The sequence below is a fragment of the Pseudomonas sp. GR 6-02 genome, from assembly GCF_001655615.1.
GTDB lineage: Bacteria > Pseudomonadota > Gammaproteobacteria > Pseudomonadales > Pseudomonadaceae > Aquipseudomonas.
The window spans coordinates 6,394,585-6,414,370 of the sequence record NZ_CP011567.1 but is presented as its reverse complement, the minus strand read 5'-3'; the positions used below and the strand labels follow the sequence as shown (position 1 = coordinate 6,414,370).

The 19,786-nt window shown below is 60.0% G+C and carries 18 protein-coding genes; 14 read left to right on the top strand and 4 right to left on the bottom strand.

The annotated features are described in order from the left end of the window. On the top strand, positions 1–183 hold the full coding sequence (locus PGR6_RS30080; protein ID WP_138866537.1) for a hypothetical protein: 183 nt from the start codon (positions 1–3) through the stop codon (positions 181–183). A 56-nt stretch (positions 184–239) separates the two neighbouring features. Here the strand turns inward: PGR6_RS30080 and aspA are convergent, their stop codons facing one another. Beyond that, complete coding sequence (aspA, locus tag PGR6_RS28595; RefSeq protein WP_007934488.1) at positions 240–1,664, bottom strand: aspartate ammonia-lyase; 1,425 nt, start codon at positions 1,662–1,664, stop codon at positions 240–242. Positions 1,665–1,844: 180 nt separating this feature from the next. Between aspA and PGR6_RS28590 the strand changes: the two genes are divergently transcribed. From PGR6_RS28590 to PGR6_RS28570, 5 genes are all read left to right on the top strand, one after another. Then, the gene (locus PGR6_RS28590) at positions 1,845–2,759 is read left to right on the top strand and encodes a LysR substrate-binding domain-containing protein (RefSeq protein WP_018927385.1); all 915 of its coding nucleotides are present in this window, start codon (positions 1,845–1,847) and stop codon (positions 2,757–2,759) included. 307 nt (positions 2,760–3,066) lie between these two features. Then, positions 3,067–3,558, top strand: coding sequence for a 5-(carboxyamino)imidazole ribonucleotide mutase (gene purE / locus PGR6_RS28585; protein WP_003196369.1), 492 nt, complete (start codon positions 3,067–3,069; stop codon positions 3,556–3,558). 11 nt (positions 3,559–3,569) lie between these two features. Continuing rightward, a complete protein-coding gene (locus PGR6_RS28580) occupies positions 3,570–4,652 on the top strand; it encodes a 5-(carboxyamino)imidazole ribonucleotide synthase (RefSeq protein ID WP_007934491.1) in 1,083 nt (360 codons plus the stop codon). A 106-nt stretch (positions 4,653–4,758) separates the two neighbouring features. Beyond that, complete coding sequence (locus PGR6_RS28575; protein ID WP_018927386.1) at positions 4,759–5,004, top strand: GlsB/YeaQ/YmgE family stress response membrane protein; 246 nt, start codon at positions 4,759–4,761, stop codon at positions 5,002–5,004. An 88-nt stretch (positions 5,005–5,092) separates the two neighbouring features. After that, positions 5,093–5,629 carry a DUF3299 domain-containing protein gene (locus PGR6_RS28570; RefSeq protein WP_026286519.1) on the top strand — a complete coding sequence of 179 codons (537 nt, stop codon included), beginning with the start codon at positions 5,093–5,095 and terminating at the stop codon, positions 5,627–5,629. A 47-nt stretch (positions 5,630–5,676) separates the two neighbouring features. Here the strand turns inward: PGR6_RS28570 and PGR6_RS28565 are convergent, their stop codons facing one another. Both PGR6_RS28565 and PGR6_RS28560 read right to left on the bottom strand, forming a co-directional pair. Beyond that, positions 5,677–6,576, bottom strand: a complete 900-nt coding sequence (locus tag PGR6_RS28565) for a D-hexose-6-phosphate mutarotase (protein WP_064621152.1) — start codon at positions 6,574–6,576, stop codon at positions 5,677–5,679. A 73-nt stretch (positions 6,577–6,649) separates the two neighbouring features. Continuing rightward, on the bottom strand, positions 6,650–7,054 hold the full coding sequence (locus PGR6_RS28560; RefSeq protein WP_007896491.1) for an acyl-CoA thioesterase: 405 nt from the start codon (positions 7,052–7,054) through the stop codon (positions 6,650–6,652). Positions 7,055–7,419: 365 nt separating this feature from the next. On the opposite strand from PGR6_RS28560, the gene PGR6_RS28555 reads away from it, so the two are divergent. The 8 genes from PGR6_RS28555 to PGR6_RS28520 all read left to right on the top strand — a co-directional run bounded on the left by PGR6_RS28555 (position 7,420) and on the right by PGR6_RS28520 (position 18,257). Next, positions 7,420–8,718: an MFS transporter gene (locus PGR6_RS28555; RefSeq protein WP_018927389.1), complete on the top strand. Its 1,299-nt coding sequence runs from the start codon at positions 7,420–7,422 to the stop codon at positions 8,716–8,718. A gap of 248 nt (positions 8,719–8,966) precedes the next feature. Beyond that, positions 8,967–9,968, top strand: a complete 1,002-nt coding sequence (locus PGR6_RS28550; RefSeq protein WP_018927390.1) for a phosphate ABC transporter substrate-binding protein PstS — start codon at positions 8,967–8,969, stop codon at positions 9,966–9,968. Between the two features lie 489 nt (positions 9,969–10,457). After that, entirely contained in the window at positions 10,458–12,491 is a 2,034-nt protein-coding gene (locus tag PGR6_RS28545; RefSeq protein WP_172901218.1) for an ABC transporter permease subunit, read from the top strand. 15 nt (positions 12,492–12,506) lie between these two features. After that, positions 12,507–14,177 (top strand): phosphate ABC transporter permease PstA, encoded by a 1,671-nt coding sequence (gene pstA, locus PGR6_RS28540; protein ID WP_018927392.1) that lies wholly within the window; start codon positions 12,507–12,509, stop codon positions 14,175–14,177. Positions 14,178–14,343: 166 nt separating this feature from the next. After that, entirely contained in the window at positions 14,344–15,177 is an 834-nt protein-coding gene (pstB, locus tag PGR6_RS28535; RefSeq protein WP_008150054.1) for a phosphate ABC transporter ATP-binding protein PstB, read from the top strand. 71 nt (positions 15,178–15,248) lie between these two features. Then, complete coding sequence (gene phoU, locus PGR6_RS28530; RefSeq protein WP_007934507.1) at positions 15,249–16,010, top strand: phosphate signaling complex protein PhoU; 762 nt, start codon at positions 15,249–15,251, stop codon at positions 16,008–16,010. A gap of 181 nt (positions 16,011–16,191) precedes the next feature. Further along, positions 16,192–17,136, top strand: a complete 945-nt coding sequence (locus PGR6_RS28525) for a response regulator (protein ID WP_018927393.1) — start codon at positions 16,192–16,194, stop codon at positions 17,134–17,136. A 200-nt stretch (positions 17,137–17,336) separates the two neighbouring features. Next, positions 17,337–18,257: a peptidoglycan DD-metalloendopeptidase family protein gene (locus PGR6_RS28520; protein WP_064621150.1), complete on the top strand. Its 921-nt coding sequence runs from the start codon at positions 17,337–17,339 to the stop codon at positions 18,255–18,257. Between the two features lie 66 nt (positions 18,258–18,323). Here PGR6_RS28520 and PGR6_RS28515 read toward each other — a convergent pair whose 3' ends face one another. Then, positions 18,324–19,664 carry a hemolysin family protein gene (locus tag PGR6_RS28515; protein ID WP_018927395.1) on the bottom strand — a complete coding sequence of 447 codons (1,341 nt, stop codon included), beginning with the start codon at positions 19,662–19,664 and terminating at the stop codon, positions 18,324–18,326. Positions 19,665–19,786 lie beyond the last annotated feature (122 nt).

Genomic DNA, 19,786 nt, shown 5'->3' with positions numbered 1-19,786 from the left:
GTGCTGCAAAATCAAAAAATCGCAGCCTTCGGCAGCCTCTACGGGTCTCTGTCAAACCCTGTAGAAGCTGTCGAAGGCTGCGATCTTGGCGGCACTGAAAACATTCAACATGTTCGTAAAATCCGCAAAGTGTTGGAAAAAAAAGGGCTTGAGGGAGTAAATCCCCAAGCCCTCAAAAGGTGAGAGGTGTCTAGTCCCTCGACCTGGTGAGCGTGCTCTTCAAAAGAGCCTGCGTTTGGTTAAGCCTTCAAAGGCACCAGACGCGGAGCAATCATGTTTTCCGGGCGCAGGATGTCGGCGAGCATTTCTTCGTCGAGCAAGCGTTCCTCGCGCACCAGTTCCAGCACGCCGCGGCCGCTTTCGAGGGCAACACGGGCAATGCGGGTGGCGTTTTCATAGCCGATGTACGGGTTCAGCGCGGTGACCAGGCCAATCGAGTGTTCGACCAGTTCACGGCAACGCTCTTCGTTGGCGGTGATGCCGACGATGCAGTGCTCGCGCAGCATGTCCATGGCACGTTGCAGCAGGCGGATCGAGTCGAAGATCTTGAAGGCGATCAGCGGCTCCATCACGTTCAGCTGCAGCTGGCCGCCTTCGGCCGCGATGGTCAGGGCCAGGTCGTTGCCGATGATCTGGAACGCCACCTGGTTCACGGCTTCAGGGATAACCGGGTTGACCTTGCCTGGCATGATCGAGCTGCCTGGCTGACGCGCTGGCAGGTTGATTTCGTTGATGCCGGTGCGTGGGCCGCTGGACAGCAGACGCAGGTCGTTGCAGATCTTCGACAGCTTGACCGCGGTACGCTTGAGCATGCCGGAGAACAGCACGAAGGCGCCCATGTCGGAGGTGGCTTCGATCAGGTCGGCGGCTGGCACCAGCGGTTGACCGCTGATCAGGGCCAGACGCTGAACGGCCAGGGCCTGGTAACGCGGGTCGGCGTTGATGCCGGTACCGATCGCGGTGCCGCCCAGGTTCACTTCGGTCAGCAGTTCAGGCGCCAGGGATTTGAGGCGTGCCAGGTCTTCGCTCAGGGTGGTGGCGAAGGCGCGGAATTCCTGGCCGAGGGTCATCGGCACGGCGTCTTGCAGCTGGGTACGGCCCATCTTCAGGACGTGGCTGAATTCTTCACCTTTGGCGGCGAACGACTGGATCAGGCTGTCGAGGCTGGCCAGCAGCGCGTCGTGACCCAACAGCAGACCCAGGCGGATAGCCGTCGGGTAGGCGTCGTTGGTCGACTGCGCCATGTTCACGTCGTTGTTCGGGTGCAGGTACTGGTATTCGCCCTTGCTGTGGCCCATGGCCTCCAGCGCGATGTTGGCGATGACTTCGTTGGCATTCATGTTGGTTGAAGTGCCAGCGCCGCCTTGAATCATGTCCACCACGAATTCTTCGTGGAAATCGCCGCGGATCAATCGGGCACAGGCTTCGCTGATGGCAGCGTGCTTGGCTTCGCTCAGGTGACCCAGCTCGCGGTTGGCGTCAGCGGCGGCCTGTTTGACCATCGCCAGACCAACAACCAGTTTTGGGTAATGCGAAATCGGAACGCCGGAGAGACGGAAGTTGTTCACCGCTCGCAGGGTCTGGATGCCGTAATACGCTTGAGCAGGTACTTCGAGTACGCCAAGCAGGTCTTTTTCTGTGCGGAAAGATGCAGCGGAGGACATGATAGAAATCATCTCGATATGGACCCGGTCTGTGCCGGAATAGCGCAAATGCTAGGCTTGAGAAGAATTTTGGGCCAATGCTGTTAAACACTGGGCTATGCACATTCGGCATAATGTCGGTGTGACGCCGCGTACGTGGCGAACGTGTGACCTAAATTGGTGCATGTCCGGGAGGGCGTGATGAATCTGGAAAGCAAATGGCTGGAGGACTTTAGTGCTCTGGCTGCCACCCGCAGCTTCTCCCAGGCGGCCGAAAGACGCTTCGTGACTCAGCCCGCCTTCAGTCGGCGGATCCGCAGCCTCGAAGCCGCGCTGGGGCTGACCCTGGTCAATCGCTCTCGCACCCCGGTCGAGCTGACGGCAGCGGGGCAGTTGTTTCTCGTGACCGCGCGAACCGTGGTCGAACAGTTGGGTGAAGTGTTACGTCATCTTCATCACCTGGAAGGCGGGCAGGGCGAGGTGATCCAGGTCGCCGCCGCCCACTCCCTGGCACTGGGTTTCTTTCCACGCTGGATCGCACAATTGCGCAACGAAGGGCTGAACATTGCCACGCGGCTGGTGGCTACCAACGTCGGCGATGCGGTGCATGCGCTGCGTGAAGGCGGGTGTGATCTGATGCTGGCGTTCTATGATCCGGACTCCGCGATGCAAATGGACCCGGAAATTTTCCCGTCACTGCATCTGGGAGACACTGAAATGCTCCCGGTGTGCGCCGCGGATGCTGACGGCAAACCGTTGTTCGACCTGGAAGGCGAGACCAGCGTGCCTTTGCTGGCCTACAGCGCCGGGGCATTTCTCGGGCGCTCGGTGAACATGCTGTTGCGCCAGCGTGCCCTGAGGTTCACCACTATTTACGAGACCGCCATGGCCGACAGCCTGAAAAGCATGGCGCTGGAAGGCCTGGGCATCGCCTGGGTGCCGCGCTTGAGCGCGCGCGCCGAATTGGCTCGCGGCGAGTTGGTCATCTGCGGTGGCCCGCAATGGCATGTGCCGCTGGAGATTCGGCTGTATCGCTGCGCGCTGGTGCGCAAGGCGAATGTGCGGTTGCTCTGGCGCAAGCTGGAAGGCGGCACAGCGCCAAACCCGGCAGGTTAATGTTTTTTTGTAGGAGCCAGGCTTGCCGGCGAAGGCGTCCGCGAGATCGCCTTCGCCGGCAAGCCTGGCTCCTACAGATTCAGGTCGATATGAACTATTTCAGGCTGACCCCGAAGTCAATAAAACCGGTACTTTGCGCCGTATGACAGATGGTCGTATGGGGGGCTGTTTATCTGCTTCATTGAGGTATACTGCGCGGCCTTCGGCCGGTTTGACTGGCCATAATTCGTACAATCAAGCCACGCATTTTGCGTGGCTTGTTGTTTTTTGACGCGCCTGCGGGCGCCCAGAGAGAAGAGGCACGACGATGAGCGCACTGGTTGGCGTGATCATGGGCTCCAAGTCCGATTGGTCCACCCTTAGCCACACCGCCGATATGCTGGAAAAGCTCGGCATCCCTTACGAGGTGAAAGTGGTCTCTGCCCACCGCACCCCGGACCTGCTGTTCCAGTATGCCGAAGAGGCTGAGGCCCGTGGCATCGAGGTGATCATCGCCGGTGCCGGTGGCGCGGCCCACCTGCCAGGCATGTGTGCGGCCAAAACCCACCTGCCGGTGCTGGGCGTGCCGGTGCAGTCGTCGATGCTCTCGGGTGTCGATTCGCTGCTGTCTATCGTGCAGATGCCAGCCGGCATTCCGGTCGCCACCCTGGCCATCGGCAAGGCCGGTGCGATCAACGCAGCCCTGCTCTCGGCGAGCATCCTGGGCGCCAAGCATCCGCAGTTTCATACCGTGCTGAAAAAATTCCGCGCTGAGCAGACAGACAGCGTCCTGGACAATCCAGACCCACGCATCGCCTGAGGTTGTTGACGATGAAGATCGGTGTAATCGGTGGCGGCCAGTTGGGTCGCATGTTGGCGCTGGCGGGCACTCCGCTGGGCATGAACTTCGCTTTCCTGGACCCGGCGCCGGATGCTTGCGCAGCCGCATTGGGCGAACACCTGCGGGCCGATTACGGCGATCAGGATCACCTGCGTCAGTTGGCCGATGAAGTCGATCTGGTGACCTTCGAGTTCGAAAGCGTCCCGGCCGAAACCGTGGCCTTCCTGTCGCAATTCGTTCCGGTGTACCCGAGCGCCGAAGCGCTGCGCATTGCCCGCGATCGCTGGTTCGAGAAGAGCATGTTCAAGGACCTGGGAATTCCAACTCCCGCGTTCGCCGACATCCAGTCCCAGGCCGATCTGGACGCCGCCGTGGCCTCCATCGGCCTGCCGGCCGTGCTGAAAACCCGCACCCTGGGTTACGACGGCAAGGGTCAGAAAGTCCTGCGCAAGCCTGAAGATGTGGTCGGCACCTTCGCCGAACTGGGCAGCGTCGCCTGCTTGCTGGAAGGCTTCGTGCCGTTCACTGGCGAAGTCTCGCTGATCGCCGTGCGCGCTCGCGATGGCGAAACCAAGTTCTACCCGCTGGTGCACAACACCCACGACAGCGGCATCCTCAAGCTGTCCGTGGCCAGCACCGACCACCCGTTGCAAGCGTTGGCTGAAGACTACTCCAGCCGGGTACTCAAGCAGCTGGACTACGTCGGCGTGATGGCGTTCGAGTTCTTCGAAGTCGACGGTGGCCTAAAGGCCAACGAGATCGCCCCGCGTGTGCACAACTCCGGACACTGGACCACCGAAGGTGCCGAGTGCAGTCAGTTCGAAAACCACCTGCGGGCCGTTGCCGGTCTGCCGCTGGGTTCGACGGCCAAGGTCGGCGAGAGCGCGATGCTCAACTTCATCGGCAAAGTCCCGGACACCGAGAAAGTCCTGGCCATCGCCGATTGCCATCTGCATCACTACGGCAAGGCCTTCAAGGTCGGCCGCAAGGTTGGTCACGCCAACCTGCGTTGTGCTGACCGTGCGACGCTTGCCGCGCAGATCCTCAAGGTCGAAGCGCTGATCGCCGAATAGTTTCATGTAGCAGCGGCGGAACCTTCAGTGGCCGCCGTTCTCTGATGGCAGGATGCCAAAGTCTGTCTAGGCTTTGACATAGCCAACTTAATCAGAGGGAAATGCCATGGGAATTATCGGAACCATCTTTATCGGCTTGATCGTCGGCCTGCTGGCTCGGTTTCTGAAACCGGGCGATGACAGCATGGGCTGGATCATGACCATCCTGCTCGGTATCGGCGGTTCGCTGGCGGCCACTTACGGCGGCCAGGCCCTGGGCATCTACCATGCGGGTCAGGGCGCGGGGTTCATCGGTGCGCTGGTGGGCGCGGTGATATTGCTGGTGGTCTACGGCCTGATCAAAAAGAACTGATTCAAGCGACAAAGCCCTCTCTGCGCCAACACCGGAGAGGGCTAGAATGCTTGGCGTTATACCGTCCTTTCCTTTGCCGAGCACCTTCATGCGCCGTCTTCTGTTGACTCTTCTCTTCCTGGGCAGTGGTTTGGCCCATGCCGGCGAACTGCCGGAAACCGACTGGCTCGAACTGATGCCCAAATCGGACCAGAAGGCCCTCGAGGCCATGCCCGAAATCGATCACAACTCACCGGAAGCCAATGGCACCTTTACCCAAAAAGGTGGCATGAAGCAGAGCAAGGGCTTGCCGGCGGTGATGTATTCGACCAAGACCGTGCCGTCGATGAACGACAAGCACATCCGCATCGGCGGTTATCCGGTACCACTGGAATCCGATGCGAAGGGCCGCAGCACGTTGTTCTTCCTCGTGCCGTACCCAGGCGCTTGTATCCACGTGCCACCACCGCCGCCTAACCAACTGGTGCTGGTGCGTTATCCCAAAGGCCTGAAGCTGAATGACATCTACACACCGCTGTGGGTGACCGGTACGCTGAAGATCGAGAAGGTCAGCAACGACCTGGCGGATGCGGCGTATGCGCTGGATGCGGCGCAGGTGCGGGTGGTCAAGGAGTCGGATTTGTAGGTTTTTAAATGTGGGAGCAAGCCTGCTCCCACATTTATTGCGTGGTGTTAAAGCGGTTTGCTGGCGATGCTCACGCCCAGGGTATGGCTAGCCCCCGGCGCCAGTGTCACCACGTCATCCATCACATTTGCCGTTTCAATGCACAACATGCGCTGCCAGCCATCGTCAGCCATGTCGCTGAACGCCGCCGCACGGTCGATCCACGGGTTCCAGATCACCGCCGAGCGCGAACCGCTGCTGGTCAGTTCAATGCGTCGCTCCCAATGCGGGTCAACGATGCTCAGCGTCGGCGGGGTATTCAGATAGATGCGATCGGTCTCACCGGTACAACGCAGATCACCGGTCTGAGCGACGGTTTTCCAGTCGTCCAGCGTCTCGATGTAACTCAAGCCATCCAGCCCTTCAACGTGCACGTTGCGCACATCGCTGACTGCGAAATAGCTGTGCAGCGCCTGGCTGATCGTGACGGGTTCAGCGCCCTTGTTGTCGCTCGTCAGGCTGATATGCAACTGTTTATCCAGACGAATGCTCAGTTTCAAGTCCACCTGATGCGGCCAGCCTGGCAGTCCGCCTTCAGGGTAGGGCAGGACGAATTCCACCTTCAGGCTTTCGCCCTCGGTTTCGATGCTGCCCAGTTCCCAGTCCATCGCTCGCACCAGCCCGTGAGCGGTCGGCGGCTCCTGGCTGATGCGCATGGCCTGGACACTCTGCGGGTTGCGCGACAGATTGCCGAACCACGGCCAGCACACCGGCACACCGGCACGAATAGCTTTGCCGGTCTTGAACACCGCCTCGTCGTTGAGCCAGATCAGCGGCGGTTGGCCGGCCAATTGATAACTGAGGATGTGCGCGCCTTGCTGGGCCACCAGCAATTCGGCCTGACCGTGGCGGATGCGCCAGCAGTTCAGTTCATCCAGTTTCACGGCTTCGACGGTGGGCGTGCTCATGGGGCGACTCTCAATCAGGAACAATGACTGCTATGGACCGCAAAACGGTCACCGCGTTTAACGAGCGCCTTGTTTAACGAGCTCTGGGCGGAACCGAACGAGTGCGGCCGCTGCCGTCGATGGCGACGAACACAAACACGGCTTCGGTCACTTTACGCCACTCGCTGGACAGTGGATCGTCGCTCCAGACTTCAACCATCATCTGAATCGAGCTGCGACCGATTTCCAGGGCCTGGGTATAGAAGGAGAGCTGAGCGCCCACCGCCACCGGCACCAGAAACGCCATGCGATCGATCGCAACGGTGGCCACGCGACCACCGGCAACCTTGCTGGCCATTGCGGTGCCAGCCAAATCCATCTGCGCCACCAGCCAGCCGCCGAAAATATCGCCAAAGCCGTTGGTTTCACGCGGAAGCGCGGTAATTTGCAGGGCCAGGTCGCCTTGCGGGATTGGATCTTCTTGTTCGAGCTCTATCATGCCGGGGGTGCCTCTGACCCGTGACTCTCATTGGTACTTCAGGTGAATAGCCGTCTCAAGGAAAAACGATTCAGCCCCGAACATACTACGTTCGTCACGTTTTTCGTAAGGCGCCTAAAGGGAAACTCTGCGAAATCGGCTGACGGGTGCCAACGACGGTTTCGCACAGCAACCCCTTACAAACCGTTGCAACGTTGTGAGTATATCGGTCGATAGACTTCGAGACGACCGTCCGGTTCTCATTTCGACCGTCAAATACGCACCTCTATGTGCTTTTTCGAACAATTTGCTATCGTGCCGAACCTGCCCAAGCCTCCGCCAGCGTTGTTGAGGTTGCAGATCTGACTATAAGAGAAGCCCTTGCCATGACCACAGCGCCCTCGAGCATCGCGCAACCAGCCCAACCTGCACGTCCGCTGACCCGCAACGACTACAAGACATTGTCGCTGTCTGCCCTGGGCGGTGCGCTGGAGTTTTACGACTTCATCATCTTTGTGTTCTTCGCCACAGTGGTCGGCAAACTGTTCTTCCCCGCCGACATGCCCGAGTGGCTGCGCCTGATGCAGACGTTCGGCATTTTCGCCGCCGGTTACCTGGCCAGGCCGCTGGGCGGCATCGTCATGGCGCACTTCGGTGACCTGCTGGGACGCAAGAAGATGTTCACCCTGAGCATTTTCATGATGGCGGTGCCGACCCTGATCATGGGCTTGCTGCCGACTTATGCGCAGATAGGCATGTGGGCGCCGATCCTGTTGCTGCTGATGCGGGTGATCCAGGGCGCAGCGATTGGCGGAGAAGTGCCGGGAGCCTGGGTATTCGTTTCCGAACACGTACCGCAACGGCATATCGGTTATGCCTGCGGCACGCTGACCAGCGGTCTGACTGCCGGCATTCTTTTGGGCTCGTTGGTCGCCACGGCAATCAACAGCCTCTATACGCCGGTGGAAGTGGCCGATTACGCCTGGCGGATCCCGTTCCTGCTGGGCGGCGTGTTTGGCCTGTTCTCGGTCTACCTGCGCCGCTGGCTGCACGAAACCCCGGTGTTTGCCGAACTGCAATTGCGTAAAGCCCTGGCCGAAGAAGTGCCGCTGCGCGCTGTGCTGCGTGACCATCGCGGTGCGATTCTGATTTCCATGCTGCTGACCTGGTTGCTGTCCGCCGGGATCATCGTGGTCATCCTCATGACGCCGACTGTATTGCAGACCGTTTACCACTTCCCGCCGACTACCGCGTTGCAGGCCAACAGCCTGGCCATCGTGTTCCTGAGCCTGGGCTGTGTGGCCTCCGGTGCACTGGCTGACCGTTTTGGCGCCGGGCGGGTGTTCGTGTTCGGTAGCGCGTTGCTGCTGCTGACCTCGTGGACCTTCTATCACAGCCTGTTCAATCATCCCGACTGGCTGTTCCCGATGTATGCCCTGACCGGTTTGCTGGTCGGCACCATCGGTGCAGTGCCGTATGTGATGGTCAAAGCCTTCCCGGCGGTGGTGCGCTTCAGCGGCCTGTCGTTCTCCTACAACCTGGCCTACGCCATCTTCGGCGGCCTGACCCCGATGGTCGTCACCCTGCTGCTCAAGGAAAGCCCGATGGGGCCGGCGTATTACGTGGCGATTATTTGCGGCGTCGGGATTGTGGTGGGTGGTTACCTCTGGAAGAAAGGTCGCTAAGCCGACCGATGCCTTCGCGGGCAAGTCGGATCGCCGCACCGCTCGCTCCTACAGGTCATGCGCCAGTTTTGAAATGACACTGATCCTGTAGGAACGAGGCTTGCCCGCGAAGAACGATGACGCGATATCCCTTCAAAAATCCAAATACTGGCCTTTCATCCAATTGTCATATTTCAGCCATAGAGTGTTCACACGGCCTGCTGATACTTGGCCCCGACTTAACACACCCTATCTGCTAGGAGTAAGGCATGAAACTGAAGCGTTTGATGGCGGCAATGACTTTTGTCGCTGCTGGCGTTGCGACTGCCAACGCGGTTGCCGCTGTTGACCCTGCTATCCCGAGCTACACCAAGACCACTGGTGTGTCGGGCAACCTGTCCAGCGTCGGCTCCGATACCCTGGCCAACCTCATGACCCTGTGGGCTGAGAACTACAAAAAAGAATACCCGAACGTAAACATCCAGATTCAGGCCGCTGGCTCTGCCACCGCGCCACCTGCGCTGACTGAAGGCACCTCCAACCTGGGCCCGATGAGCCGCAAGATGAAGGACACCGAACTGGCGGCCTTCGAGCAGAAGTACGGCTACAAGCCAACCGCTATCCCGGTGGCCGTGGACGCCCTGGCGGTCTTCGTACACAAAGACAACCCGATCCAGCACCTGACCATGGAACAAGTCGACGCGATCTTCTCCTCGACTCGTCTGTGCGGTGCCAAAGCTGATGTGAAAACCTGGGGCGACCTGGGTGTGACCGGCGACCTGGCCAACAAGCCAGTACAACTGTTCGGCCGTAACTCGGTATCCGGCACTTATGGCTACTTCAAAGAAGAAGCCCTGTGCAAAGGCGACTACAAGCCAAACGTCAACGAACAACCAGGTTCGGCTTCGGTCGTGCAGTCGATCAGCTCCTCGCTGAACGGCATCGGTTACTCGGGCATCGGCTACAAGACCGCCAGCGTGAAGACCGTGGCCCTGGCCAAGAAAGGCAGCACTGACTTCATCGAAGACAGCGAAGAAAACGCCCTGAACGGTAAATACCCGCTGTCGCGTTTCCTCTACGTATATGTCAACAAGGCCCCGAACAAGCCTCTGGCCCCGCTGGAAGCCGAGTTCGTGAAACTGGTTCTGTCCAAGCAGGGCCAGGAAGTTGTAGTGAAAGACGGCTACATCCCACTGCCAGCCAAGGTTGCTGCAAAAGCACTGGCTGACCTGGGTCTGGCGGAAGGCGGCGCTGAAGTCGCAAAAAAGTAAAACCCTAGGTCCGGGGTAAACCCGGATCTGCGTAGGAGCGAGGCTTGCCCGCGAAAGCGGTGGGTCGGTCAACATTGATGTTGAATGTAACGACCCCTTCGCGGGCAAGCCTCGCTCCTACAATTGCCGGTAAATACCGGCCCCCAAATTTCCGATCCACTGCCAGTTTCCACTGGCGGCGGATTTGTTGCGTCACTGCATTGTCATCTTTCTGTCATACAGGATCGCTAGGGTGTGCGCATGAATGATCTGGCCAATTCCACCATGACTACAAATCCCCCCAAGCGAATTGACTTCAATACGCCTGAGCTGCACCGCAAGCGCCGTATTCGTGCGCTGAAAGATCGCCTGACCCGTTGGTATGTGCTTGTCGGCGGCCTCGCCGTCCTGGGCGCGATCACCCTGATCTTCTTCTTCCTCGGTTATGTTGTCGCGCCGCTGTTCCAGGGGGCTGATCTGACCGCCAAAGACGCCATCACGCCCGCCTGGATGCAAGACGCCGGCAAGCCGCTGATGATCTCCCTTGAAGAACAGAACCAGGTGGCCATGCGGGTTTCCGACAAGGGCCAGGCGCTATTCTTTGATATCGATAGCGGCGCCGAACTGCGCCGTGTCGACCTGCCGATCCCGGCCGGTACCAGCGTGACCTCCATCGGTGAAGATCAACCCGGCCATCCATTGGTCGCAGTGGGGTTGTCCAACGGTCAGGTGCTGGTGTTCCGTCACACCTATAAAGTCAGCTACCCGGACGGCAAGAAAACCATCTCGCCGGCCATCGAATACCCGTACGGCGAAACGCCAATCGTGCTGAACGAGGCGGGCGGCGCTCTGGAGCACGTCAGCCTCAATGCCACCGATTCGACCCTGCTGCTGGCTGGCTCCACTGGTGCGCAACTGCATGTCATGTCGCTGACCAGCGAAGAAAACATGATGACCGGCGAAGTCACCAACGAGCAGAAACGTATCGACCTGCCGCAAATGACCGAGCCAGTGAAGAACATCTTCGTCGACCCGCGTCAGCAGTGGCTGTACGTGGTCAACGGTCGTGCTCAGGCTGACGTTTTCAGCCTGCGCGACAAGAGTCTCAACGGTCGCTACAAATTGCTCGAAGACGGCGATGCCGAGATTACCGCCAGCACCCAGCTGGTGGGTGGTATCTCACTGATCCTCGGCGACTCCAAGGGCGGTCTCGCCCAGTGGTTCATGGCTCGCGATCACGATGGCGAACTGCGCCTGAAGCAAATCCGCACCTTCCAGATGGGCGCTGCGCCGATTGTTGAAATCACCGCCGAAGAACGTCGAAAAGGCTTCGTTGCCCTTGATGCGTCCGGCAAGCTCGGCGTGTTCCACAGCACCGCGCACCGCACTTTGCTGGTGGATCAGGTGGTCGACGGCCAAGGCCTGTTCGGCCTGTCGCCACGGGCCAACCGCGTGATCGTGGAGCAGGGCGGCAAGCTGCAACCGTTGCTGCTCGACAACCCGCACCCGGAGGTTTCCTGGAGCGCGTTGTGGAGCAAAGTCTGGTACGAGAACTACGACGAGCCTAAATACGTCTGGCAATCGACTGCCGCCAACACCGACTTCGAACCCAAGCTGAGCCTCTCGCCGCTGACCTTCGGTACCCTGAAAGCCGCGTTCTACGCCATGCTGCTGGCCGCGCCCCTGGCCGTCGCCGCAGCGATCTACACCGCGTACTTCATGGCCCCGGGCATGCGTCGCAAGGTCAAACCGGTGATCGAACTGATGGAAGCGATGCCGACGGTGATCCTCGGCTTCTTCGCCGGCCTGTTCCTCGCACCGTATGTAGAAGGGCATTTGCCGGGCATCTTCAGCCTGCTGATGCTCCTGCCGATCGGCATTCTGGTGGCCGGTTTCGTCTTCAGTCGCCTGCCTGAGTCGATCCGCCTGAAAGTGCCGGACGGCTGGGAAAGCGCGATCCTGATTCCGGTGATTCTGTTCGTGGGCTGGCTGTCGCTGTACATGAGCCCGTACATGGAAGCCTGGTTCTTCGGCGGTGACATGCGTATGTGGATCTCCCACGACCTGGGCATCACCTACGACCAGCGCAACGCTCTGGTGGTCGGCCTGGCCATGGGCTTTGCAGTCATCCCGAACATCTACTCGATCGCCGAAGACGCCGTGTTCAGCGTGCCGCGCGGCCTGACCCTCGGTTCCCTGGCCCTTGGCGCCACGCCGTGGCAGACCATGACTCGCGTGGTGATCCTCACCGCCAGCCCGGGCATCTTCTCGGCGCTGATGATCGGCATGGGCCGTGCGGTCGGTGAAACCATGATCGTGCTGATGGCCACCGGTAACACCCCGGTCATGGAAATGAACCTGTTCGAAGGCCTGCGCACACTGGCAGCCAACGTCGCGGTGGAAATGCCCGAATCGGAAGTCGGCGGCAGCCACTACCGCGTGCTGTTCCTCTCGGCGCTGGTGCTGCTGTTGTTCACCTTCATCATGAACACCCTCGCGGAACTGATTCGTCAGCGTCTGCGCAAGAAATACTCGTCGCTTTAACAAAGGTAGAAGTCTGTGAAACAGAACTCCCTGAATGGATGGTTCAAGAGCGGCGCCCCGGGCGTCTGGATCAGCGGCGGCGCGGTGTCCATTGCGGTCATCATGACCATTGGCCTGCTGGCGGTCATTGCCGTGCGCGGTCTGGGGCACTTCTGGCCGGCGGACCTGATCCACGCCAATTACGACGTGCCGGGCCAGGCCAACCACCTGGTCATCGGCGAAGTGGTGCAGAAGGAAGAAGTGCCACGCGAGCGCCTGAAAACCGCTGGCCTGCCGGTGCCCGATCAGGGCCCGGAGTTCATGACTCGCGAGCTGATCAAGGTCGGCAACCGTGATCTGAACGGCACGGACTTCACCTGGATTGTCGGCGAGTGGCTGACCAACCAGAAAACCCCGCCAGAGCTGATGACCATCGAGCGTCGCGAGTGGGGCAACTTCTACGGCTATCTGGTCAACGTTAAAGAGGACGGCAAGGTCGTCGCTGAAGGCGAAGCCGCATGGCCTGAGTTGCAGGCCCGTGTCGATCGCGTCAACCAGTTGGCTGGGCAGCTCAAGAGCTTGGAAAAAACCGACATCGGCGCGATCAACGCCGGTCTCGAACGTGTTCGTCTGCACGGTCGCAAGCTGGAATTGGCCGGCCGTCTCGACGCTACCGCACAGGCGGACCTGGAGTCTGAGCGCGCCGAGCTGAATGCCCGTTATCAGGAAATCGAAGCGCGTCTGAACGACCTGCACAAGCAGTTCAACCGTGACAGCCTGACGGCTCGTGACGCGAACGGTAAAGAGGTCGAGATCGGTATCGGCAAAGTGGTTCACGCCTATCAGCCGAACGCCATGAGCACCTTTACCAAGGTGGGCTTCTACTTCAGCAAGGTCTGGGAATTCCTCAGTGATGACCCGCGCGAAGCCAACACCGAAGGCGGGATCTTCCCGGCGATTTTCGGCACCGTGATGATGACCTTGATCATGGCGATGATCGTCACTCCGTTCGGAGTGCTGGCGGCGGTCTACCTGCGTGAATACGCCAAGCAGAACACCCTGACCCGAGTGATCCGTATTGCGGTGAACAACCTGGCGGGCGTACCGGCGATCGTTTACGGCGTGTTCGGCCTGGGCTTCTTCGTTTATGTACTGGGCGGCTCGATCGACCGGTTGTTCTTCCCCGAAGCCTTGCCGGCGCCGACCTTCGGTACGCCGGGTCTGTTGTGGGCTTCGTTGACCTTGGCCCTGCTGGCTGTGCCGGTGGTGATCGTGGCCACCGAAGAAGGCCTGGCGCGGATTCCTCGCACCGTACGCGAAGGCTCGTTGGCCCTCGGCGCGACCAAGGCCGAGACCTTGTGGAAGATCGTGCTGCCGATGGCCAGCCCGGCAATGATGACCGGCATGATCCTCGCCGTGGCCCGCGCCGCCGGTGAAGTGGCGCCGCTGATGCTGGTGGGTGTAGTGAAACTGGCACCGTCGCTGCCGCTGGATGGCAACTACCCGTACCTGCACCTGGACCAGAAGATCATGCACCTGGGCTTCCACATTTATGACGTCGGCTTCCAGAGCCCGAACGTAGAAGCCGCGCGGCCGCTGGTGTATGCCACGGCGCTGCTGCTGGTGTTGGTGATCGCGACATTGAACCTGTCGGCCGTTTATATCCGTAACCACCTGCGCGAGAAGTACAAGGCGCTGGATAGCTAATCAACACCGAACTGTAGGAGCCGGCTTGCTGGCGAAGGCATCACCGCGGTGAGCCTGCGGGACCGAGTTGTCTGCATCGCCAGCAAGCCGGCTCCTACAAAGAATTGCGTAACCGCGGGCCTGGCCTGCGGCCCCGAACCGAATTTGTTAGCACAGGGAGCCTCCCATGCAGCACGAAGCACACACTCACGGCATCAACATGTCGGCCCTGGGCCGCGACAAACAGAGCCTGAGTCTCGAGCAGGAAACCGTGGCCATCGAAGTGCCGGGGTTGAGCCTGTTCTACGGCGACAAACAAGCGCTGTATGACGTCAGCATGAACATCCCGAAACAACGCGTGACCGCCTTCATCGGCCCGTCCGGCTGTGGCAAGTCCACGCTGTTGCGCACTTTCAACCGCATGAACGACCTGGTGGATGGCTGCCGCGTCGAAGGCGCGATCAACCTCTACGGCAACAACATCTACCGCAAGGGCGAGGACGTGGCCGAGCTGCGTCGTCGCGTCGGCATGGTGTTCCAGAAGCCCAACCCGTTCCCGAAAACCATCTATGAAAACGTGGTTTACGGCTTGCGCATCCAGGGCATCAACAAAAAGCGCATCCTCGACGAAGCCGTCGAGTGGGCGTTGAAAGGCGCGGCGCTGTGGGATGAAGTCAAGGATCGTCTGCACGAGTCGGCACTCGGTCTGTCCGGTGGTCAGCAGCAACGTCTGGTGATTGCCCGCACCATCGCCGTGGAGCCGGAAGTGCTGCTGCTCGACGAACCGTGCTCGGCACTCGACCCGATCTCCACGCTGAAAGTCGAAGAGCTGATCTACGAACTGAAATCCAAGTTCACCATTGTTATCGTGACCCACAACATGCAACAGGCCGCGCGGGTTTCCGACTACACGGCGTTCATGTATATGGGCAAACTGGTGGAGTTCGGCGACACCGACACCCTGTTCACCAATCCGGCGAAGAAGCAGACCGAAGACTACATCACCGGTCGTTACGGCTAGGAAGCTGTTGTTGCTCACTGAACTGACGCTGCGGCCCACCGCACCTTACCGGACGCTCCAAGGACGCCAACATGATTAGTAAAGAAGGCCTTACCCATCACATCTCCCAGCAGTTCAACGCTGAGCTCGAGGAAGTGCGCAGCCACCTCCTGGCCATGGGCGGGCTGGTCGAGAAGCAGGTCAACGACGCGGTCACCGCGCTGATCGAGGCCGACTCCGGCCTGGCCCAGCAAGTGCGCGAGGTCGACGACCAGATCAACCAGATGGAACGCAATATCGACGAAGAATGCCTGCGCATTCTGGCCCGTCGTCAGCCGGCGGCGTCGGACTTGCGTCTGATCATCAGCATCTCAAAATCGGTGATCGACCTCGAGCGTATCGGCGACGAAGCCACCAAGATCGCCCGTCGCGCCATTCAGTTGTGTGAAGAAGGCGAAGCGCCGCGCGGTTATGTCGAGGTTCGCCACATCGGCGACCAGGTGCGCAACATGGTTCGCGATGCCCTGGACGCATTTGCCCGTTTCGACGCCGACCTGGCGCTGTCGGTGGCGCAGTACGACAAGATCATCGACCGCGAATACAAGACCGCGCTGCGCGAACTCGCCACCTACATGATGGAAGATCCACGCTCTATCTCCCGTGTCTTGAGCATTATCTGGGTGCTGCGTTCCCTTGAGCGAATCGGCGACCACGCGCGCAATATCTCGGAACTGGTGATTTACCTGGTGCGCGGCACCGACGTGCGTCACCTGGGCCTCAAGCGCATGAAGGAAGAAGTGGAAGGCACAAGTGCCGAAACCGCTAATGTTCCGGACAAAGCTGACGATAAGTAAGGTTGCCCAAGAAAAAGCGCCCGGCCTCTTGGCCGGGCGTTTTTGTTTGTGTGGCTTTTGAACTGAAAAGCCGAATTGAAAAGCAGCACCCGCGAACGAAAAGTCCCGGCGTGACTGAAGAGTTTTGGCAAAGTGCCATCAGCCAGCGTTATGCTTGCCGGGATTTTTAAAGGGGTGTTGGATGAGCAAGATCAGTGTGTTGGTCGTGGACGATGCGTCGTTCATTCGTGACCTGGTAAAAAAGTGCCTGCGCAACTACTTCCCGGGGATCCGGACCGAAGATGCAGTCAACGGTAAAAAGGCCCAGGCCATGCTGGCCAAGGAAGCGTTCGACCTGGTTCTGTGCGACTGGGAAATGCCGGAAATGTCCGGTCTGGAGTTGCTGACCTGGTGCCGTGAGCAGGACAACCTCAAGGCCATGCCGTTCGTGATGGTGACCAGCCGTGGCGATAAAGAAAACGTGGTCCAGGCGATCCAGGCCGGGGTTTCCGGCTACGTCAGCAAGCCATTCACCAACGAGCAGCTGTTGACCAAGGTCAAGCAGGCCCTGAACAAGGTCGGCAAGCTCGATACCTTGATGAACAGCGCGCCGACCAAAATGAACTCGGCGTTCGGCAACGATTCCCTGAGCGCATTGACCGGTGGCAAAGCGGCGGTAGTCGCACCCTCGGCTGCAGCGGTCAACCCGTTTGCCAAACCTGCCGCCGCCGCGCCAGCCCCGGCTGCGGCGCCGTCTCGCGGCCTGCTCAACAATCCACCGGTCAAGGCGCCTGCCTCCGCATCAGCTGGCGGTCGTGGCCAAGGCCAACTGCGTCTGTCGAGCGGCACACAGCAATGCGTGATCAAGGCCTTGAGCATCAAGGAAGCGCTGCTGGTGGTGAAACGCACTGACACCTTGCCGCAAGTCCTCGACAACGCCGTACTCGACCTGGAGCAGGGCGACAATGCCGAAACTGCCCGTCTTAACGGCTACTTGCACGCCATCGTCGCCCACGAGCCGAAGCCGGACAGCGAGTGGCTGCAACTGACGTTCCGCTTTGTCGACCAGGATGCACAGAAGCTCGACTACATCTCCCGCCTGATCGCCCGTGGCACCGCGCAGAAGCACTTCGTACCGGGTGCGTAACGTGTACCGCTGATCGTTCCCACGCTCTGCGTGGGAATACCTCCCCGGACGCTCCGCGTCCGCTTCGGATGGGACGCAGAGCGTCCCGTGCTGCATTCCCAGGCAGAGCGTGGGAATGATCATTTGAAACATCTGTCGACTACGCAGGTCCATTTCTGCTGCTAGGCTCCTTCCCAGGCCTACTCAACAGAATTTTGCCCATGCTCGCGCGCCTGCTGTTTTTCTGTGGTCTTTTCATGGCCTCCACCTCGGCTGTGGCCATGACGATCTATAAGTCCACTGATACCAGTGGCGTGGTCTCTTACAGCGACCGCCCCACCAAAGGCGCGAAGGTGTTCGTTTTTCGCGACCGAATGGTCGAACACCTTGAGCGGCAGGTGTACCTCGACATCAAGAGGCTGAATGGCATGGACAGCGTGTTCGTGCGCAACGACCTGTATGCGCCGGTCGAGATCGAGCTGAGTTTCGACAGACTGCAGAACGTCAGCGGAGCGCCGAGCCGACCGATCCGGCGGGTGATGCCGGCGCGCAGTAACCTTCGTCTGGCCCTGCTCACGCCGACGAAGGCCGGAAGGCCGATCGTGTATAACCCAAGGTTCGCATATTTCCTGGGCGACCCCTCAGGGGCTGCCATGGCCTATCGATATCCGTTGCCCTGGCGTGGCGGTCCGTTTCGGCTGACCCAGGGCCCCAATGGCCAATACAGCCACTACGGACCGAAGAACCGTTACGCGATGGATATCGCCATGCCCGAAGGCACGCCGATCATCGCGGCGCGCGGCGGGGTGGTGGTGAAAACCGAGAATGGCCAGACCGGGCGCGGCAACGATCCATCGGGCAATTTCGTGCGGGTGTTGCACGATGACGGGACCATGGGCGTGTACCTGCACCTCAAGAAAGGTTCGGTCTGCGTACGGGAAGGTCAGCGGGTAGTGGTGGGCAGTGCGCTGGCGCTGTCGGGCAACACCGGCAACAGCAGCGGCCCGCACCTGCACTTCGTGGTGCAGCGCAATACCGGGTTGGGCCTGGTGTCGATTCCGTACCAGTTCAATCAACCGGTGGGGGCGTTGCCCAACTTTGCGTTGGGCAGTAGGAGCCGGCTTGCTGGCGATGAACGATAACGCGGTATAACAGAGACACCGCAGCGCTCCTGATCGCCAGCAAGCCGGCTCCTACAAGGGCGTGGCTCAGTCCAGCATCAACACCTTGGCCAATATGATCTTCGGCCCTTTCATCTTTTTGATGATGATCCGCAAACCTTCGACTTCCAGCACTTCTTCCTCTTCCGGCACCCGTTTCAGGGTTTCGTAGACCAGCCCGGCGAGGGTTTCGGCTTCGATGTGGTCCAGGTCGATGCCCAGCAGGCGTTCCACCTTGAACAGCGGCGTATCACCCCGCACCAGCAACTTGCCCGGCTGATACGCGAGGATCCCGCGTTCAGCCTTGCGGTGTTCGTCCTGAATGTCGCCCACCAGCACTTCCAGCACGTCTTCCATGGTCAGGTAGCCGATGATGTTGCCGTCGGCTTCCTCGACCAAGGCGAAGTGCGAGCCGCCCTTGCGGAACTGCTCCAGCAGTTGCGACAGCGGCATGTGCCGCGATACGCGCTCCAGTGGTCGGGTCAGTTCGGCGAGGTTGAACGACTCGGGAATGTGATCAAGGGCGGCCAGTTCCAGCAGCAGATCCTTGATGTGCAGCAGGCCGACGAACTCCTTGCGCTCGCTGTCGTACACCGGGTAGCGGCTGAACTTGTGGCGACGGAACAACGCCAGGATTTCCTTGAGCGGAGCGTTGAACTCGAGGGTGACCAGGTCTTCCCGGGAGTTGGCCCAGTCGACCACTTCCAGCTCGCCCATTTCCACCGCCGAGGCCAGTACGCGCATGCCTTGGTCGCTTGGGTCCTGGCCACGGCTGGAGTGCAGGATCAGTTTCAGTTCTTCGCGGCTGTAATGGTGCTCGTGGTGCGGGCCGGGCTCACCTTGCCCGGCGATGCGCAGGATCTGGTTGGCGCTGGCGTTGAGCAGGTAGATGGCCGGGTACATGGCCCAGTAGAACAAGTACAGCGGCACCGCCGTCCACAGCGACAGCAACTCGGGTTTGCGGATGGCCCAGGATTTTGGTGCCAGCTCACCGACCACGATGTGCAGGTACGAAATGATGAAGAACGCCGTGAAGAACGAAACCGCCTTGACCACCTCAGCGGAATCTACACCCACGGCACTCAGCACAGGCTCCAGGAGGTGCGCGAACGCCGGTTCGCCGACCCAGCCCAGACCCAGAGAGGCGAGGGTGATACCCAATTGGCACGCTGACAGGTAAGCATCGAGCTGACTGTGTACGGTGCGCAGGATGTGCCCGCGCCAGCCGTGCTGTTCAGCGATGGCTTCGACCCGGGTCGAGCGCAGTTTGACCATGGCAAACTCTGCCGCAACGAAAAAGCCGTTGAGCAAAACCAGGATCAGAGCAAAAAGAATCATGCCGAAGTCGGCGAATATTGTTGCGAGGGTCAAGCCAGGGGAAGGGTCCATGATGGAGTTTTGCGGGTTCCGTGTATTCAAAAAAGGGGAAAATGCAGTGCCTGAAGGGCAGGCACAAGTCAGCCAATGTAGCGGCAGACTGATCGATTGCCTAGTGGCGAGTGCTAGTCGGT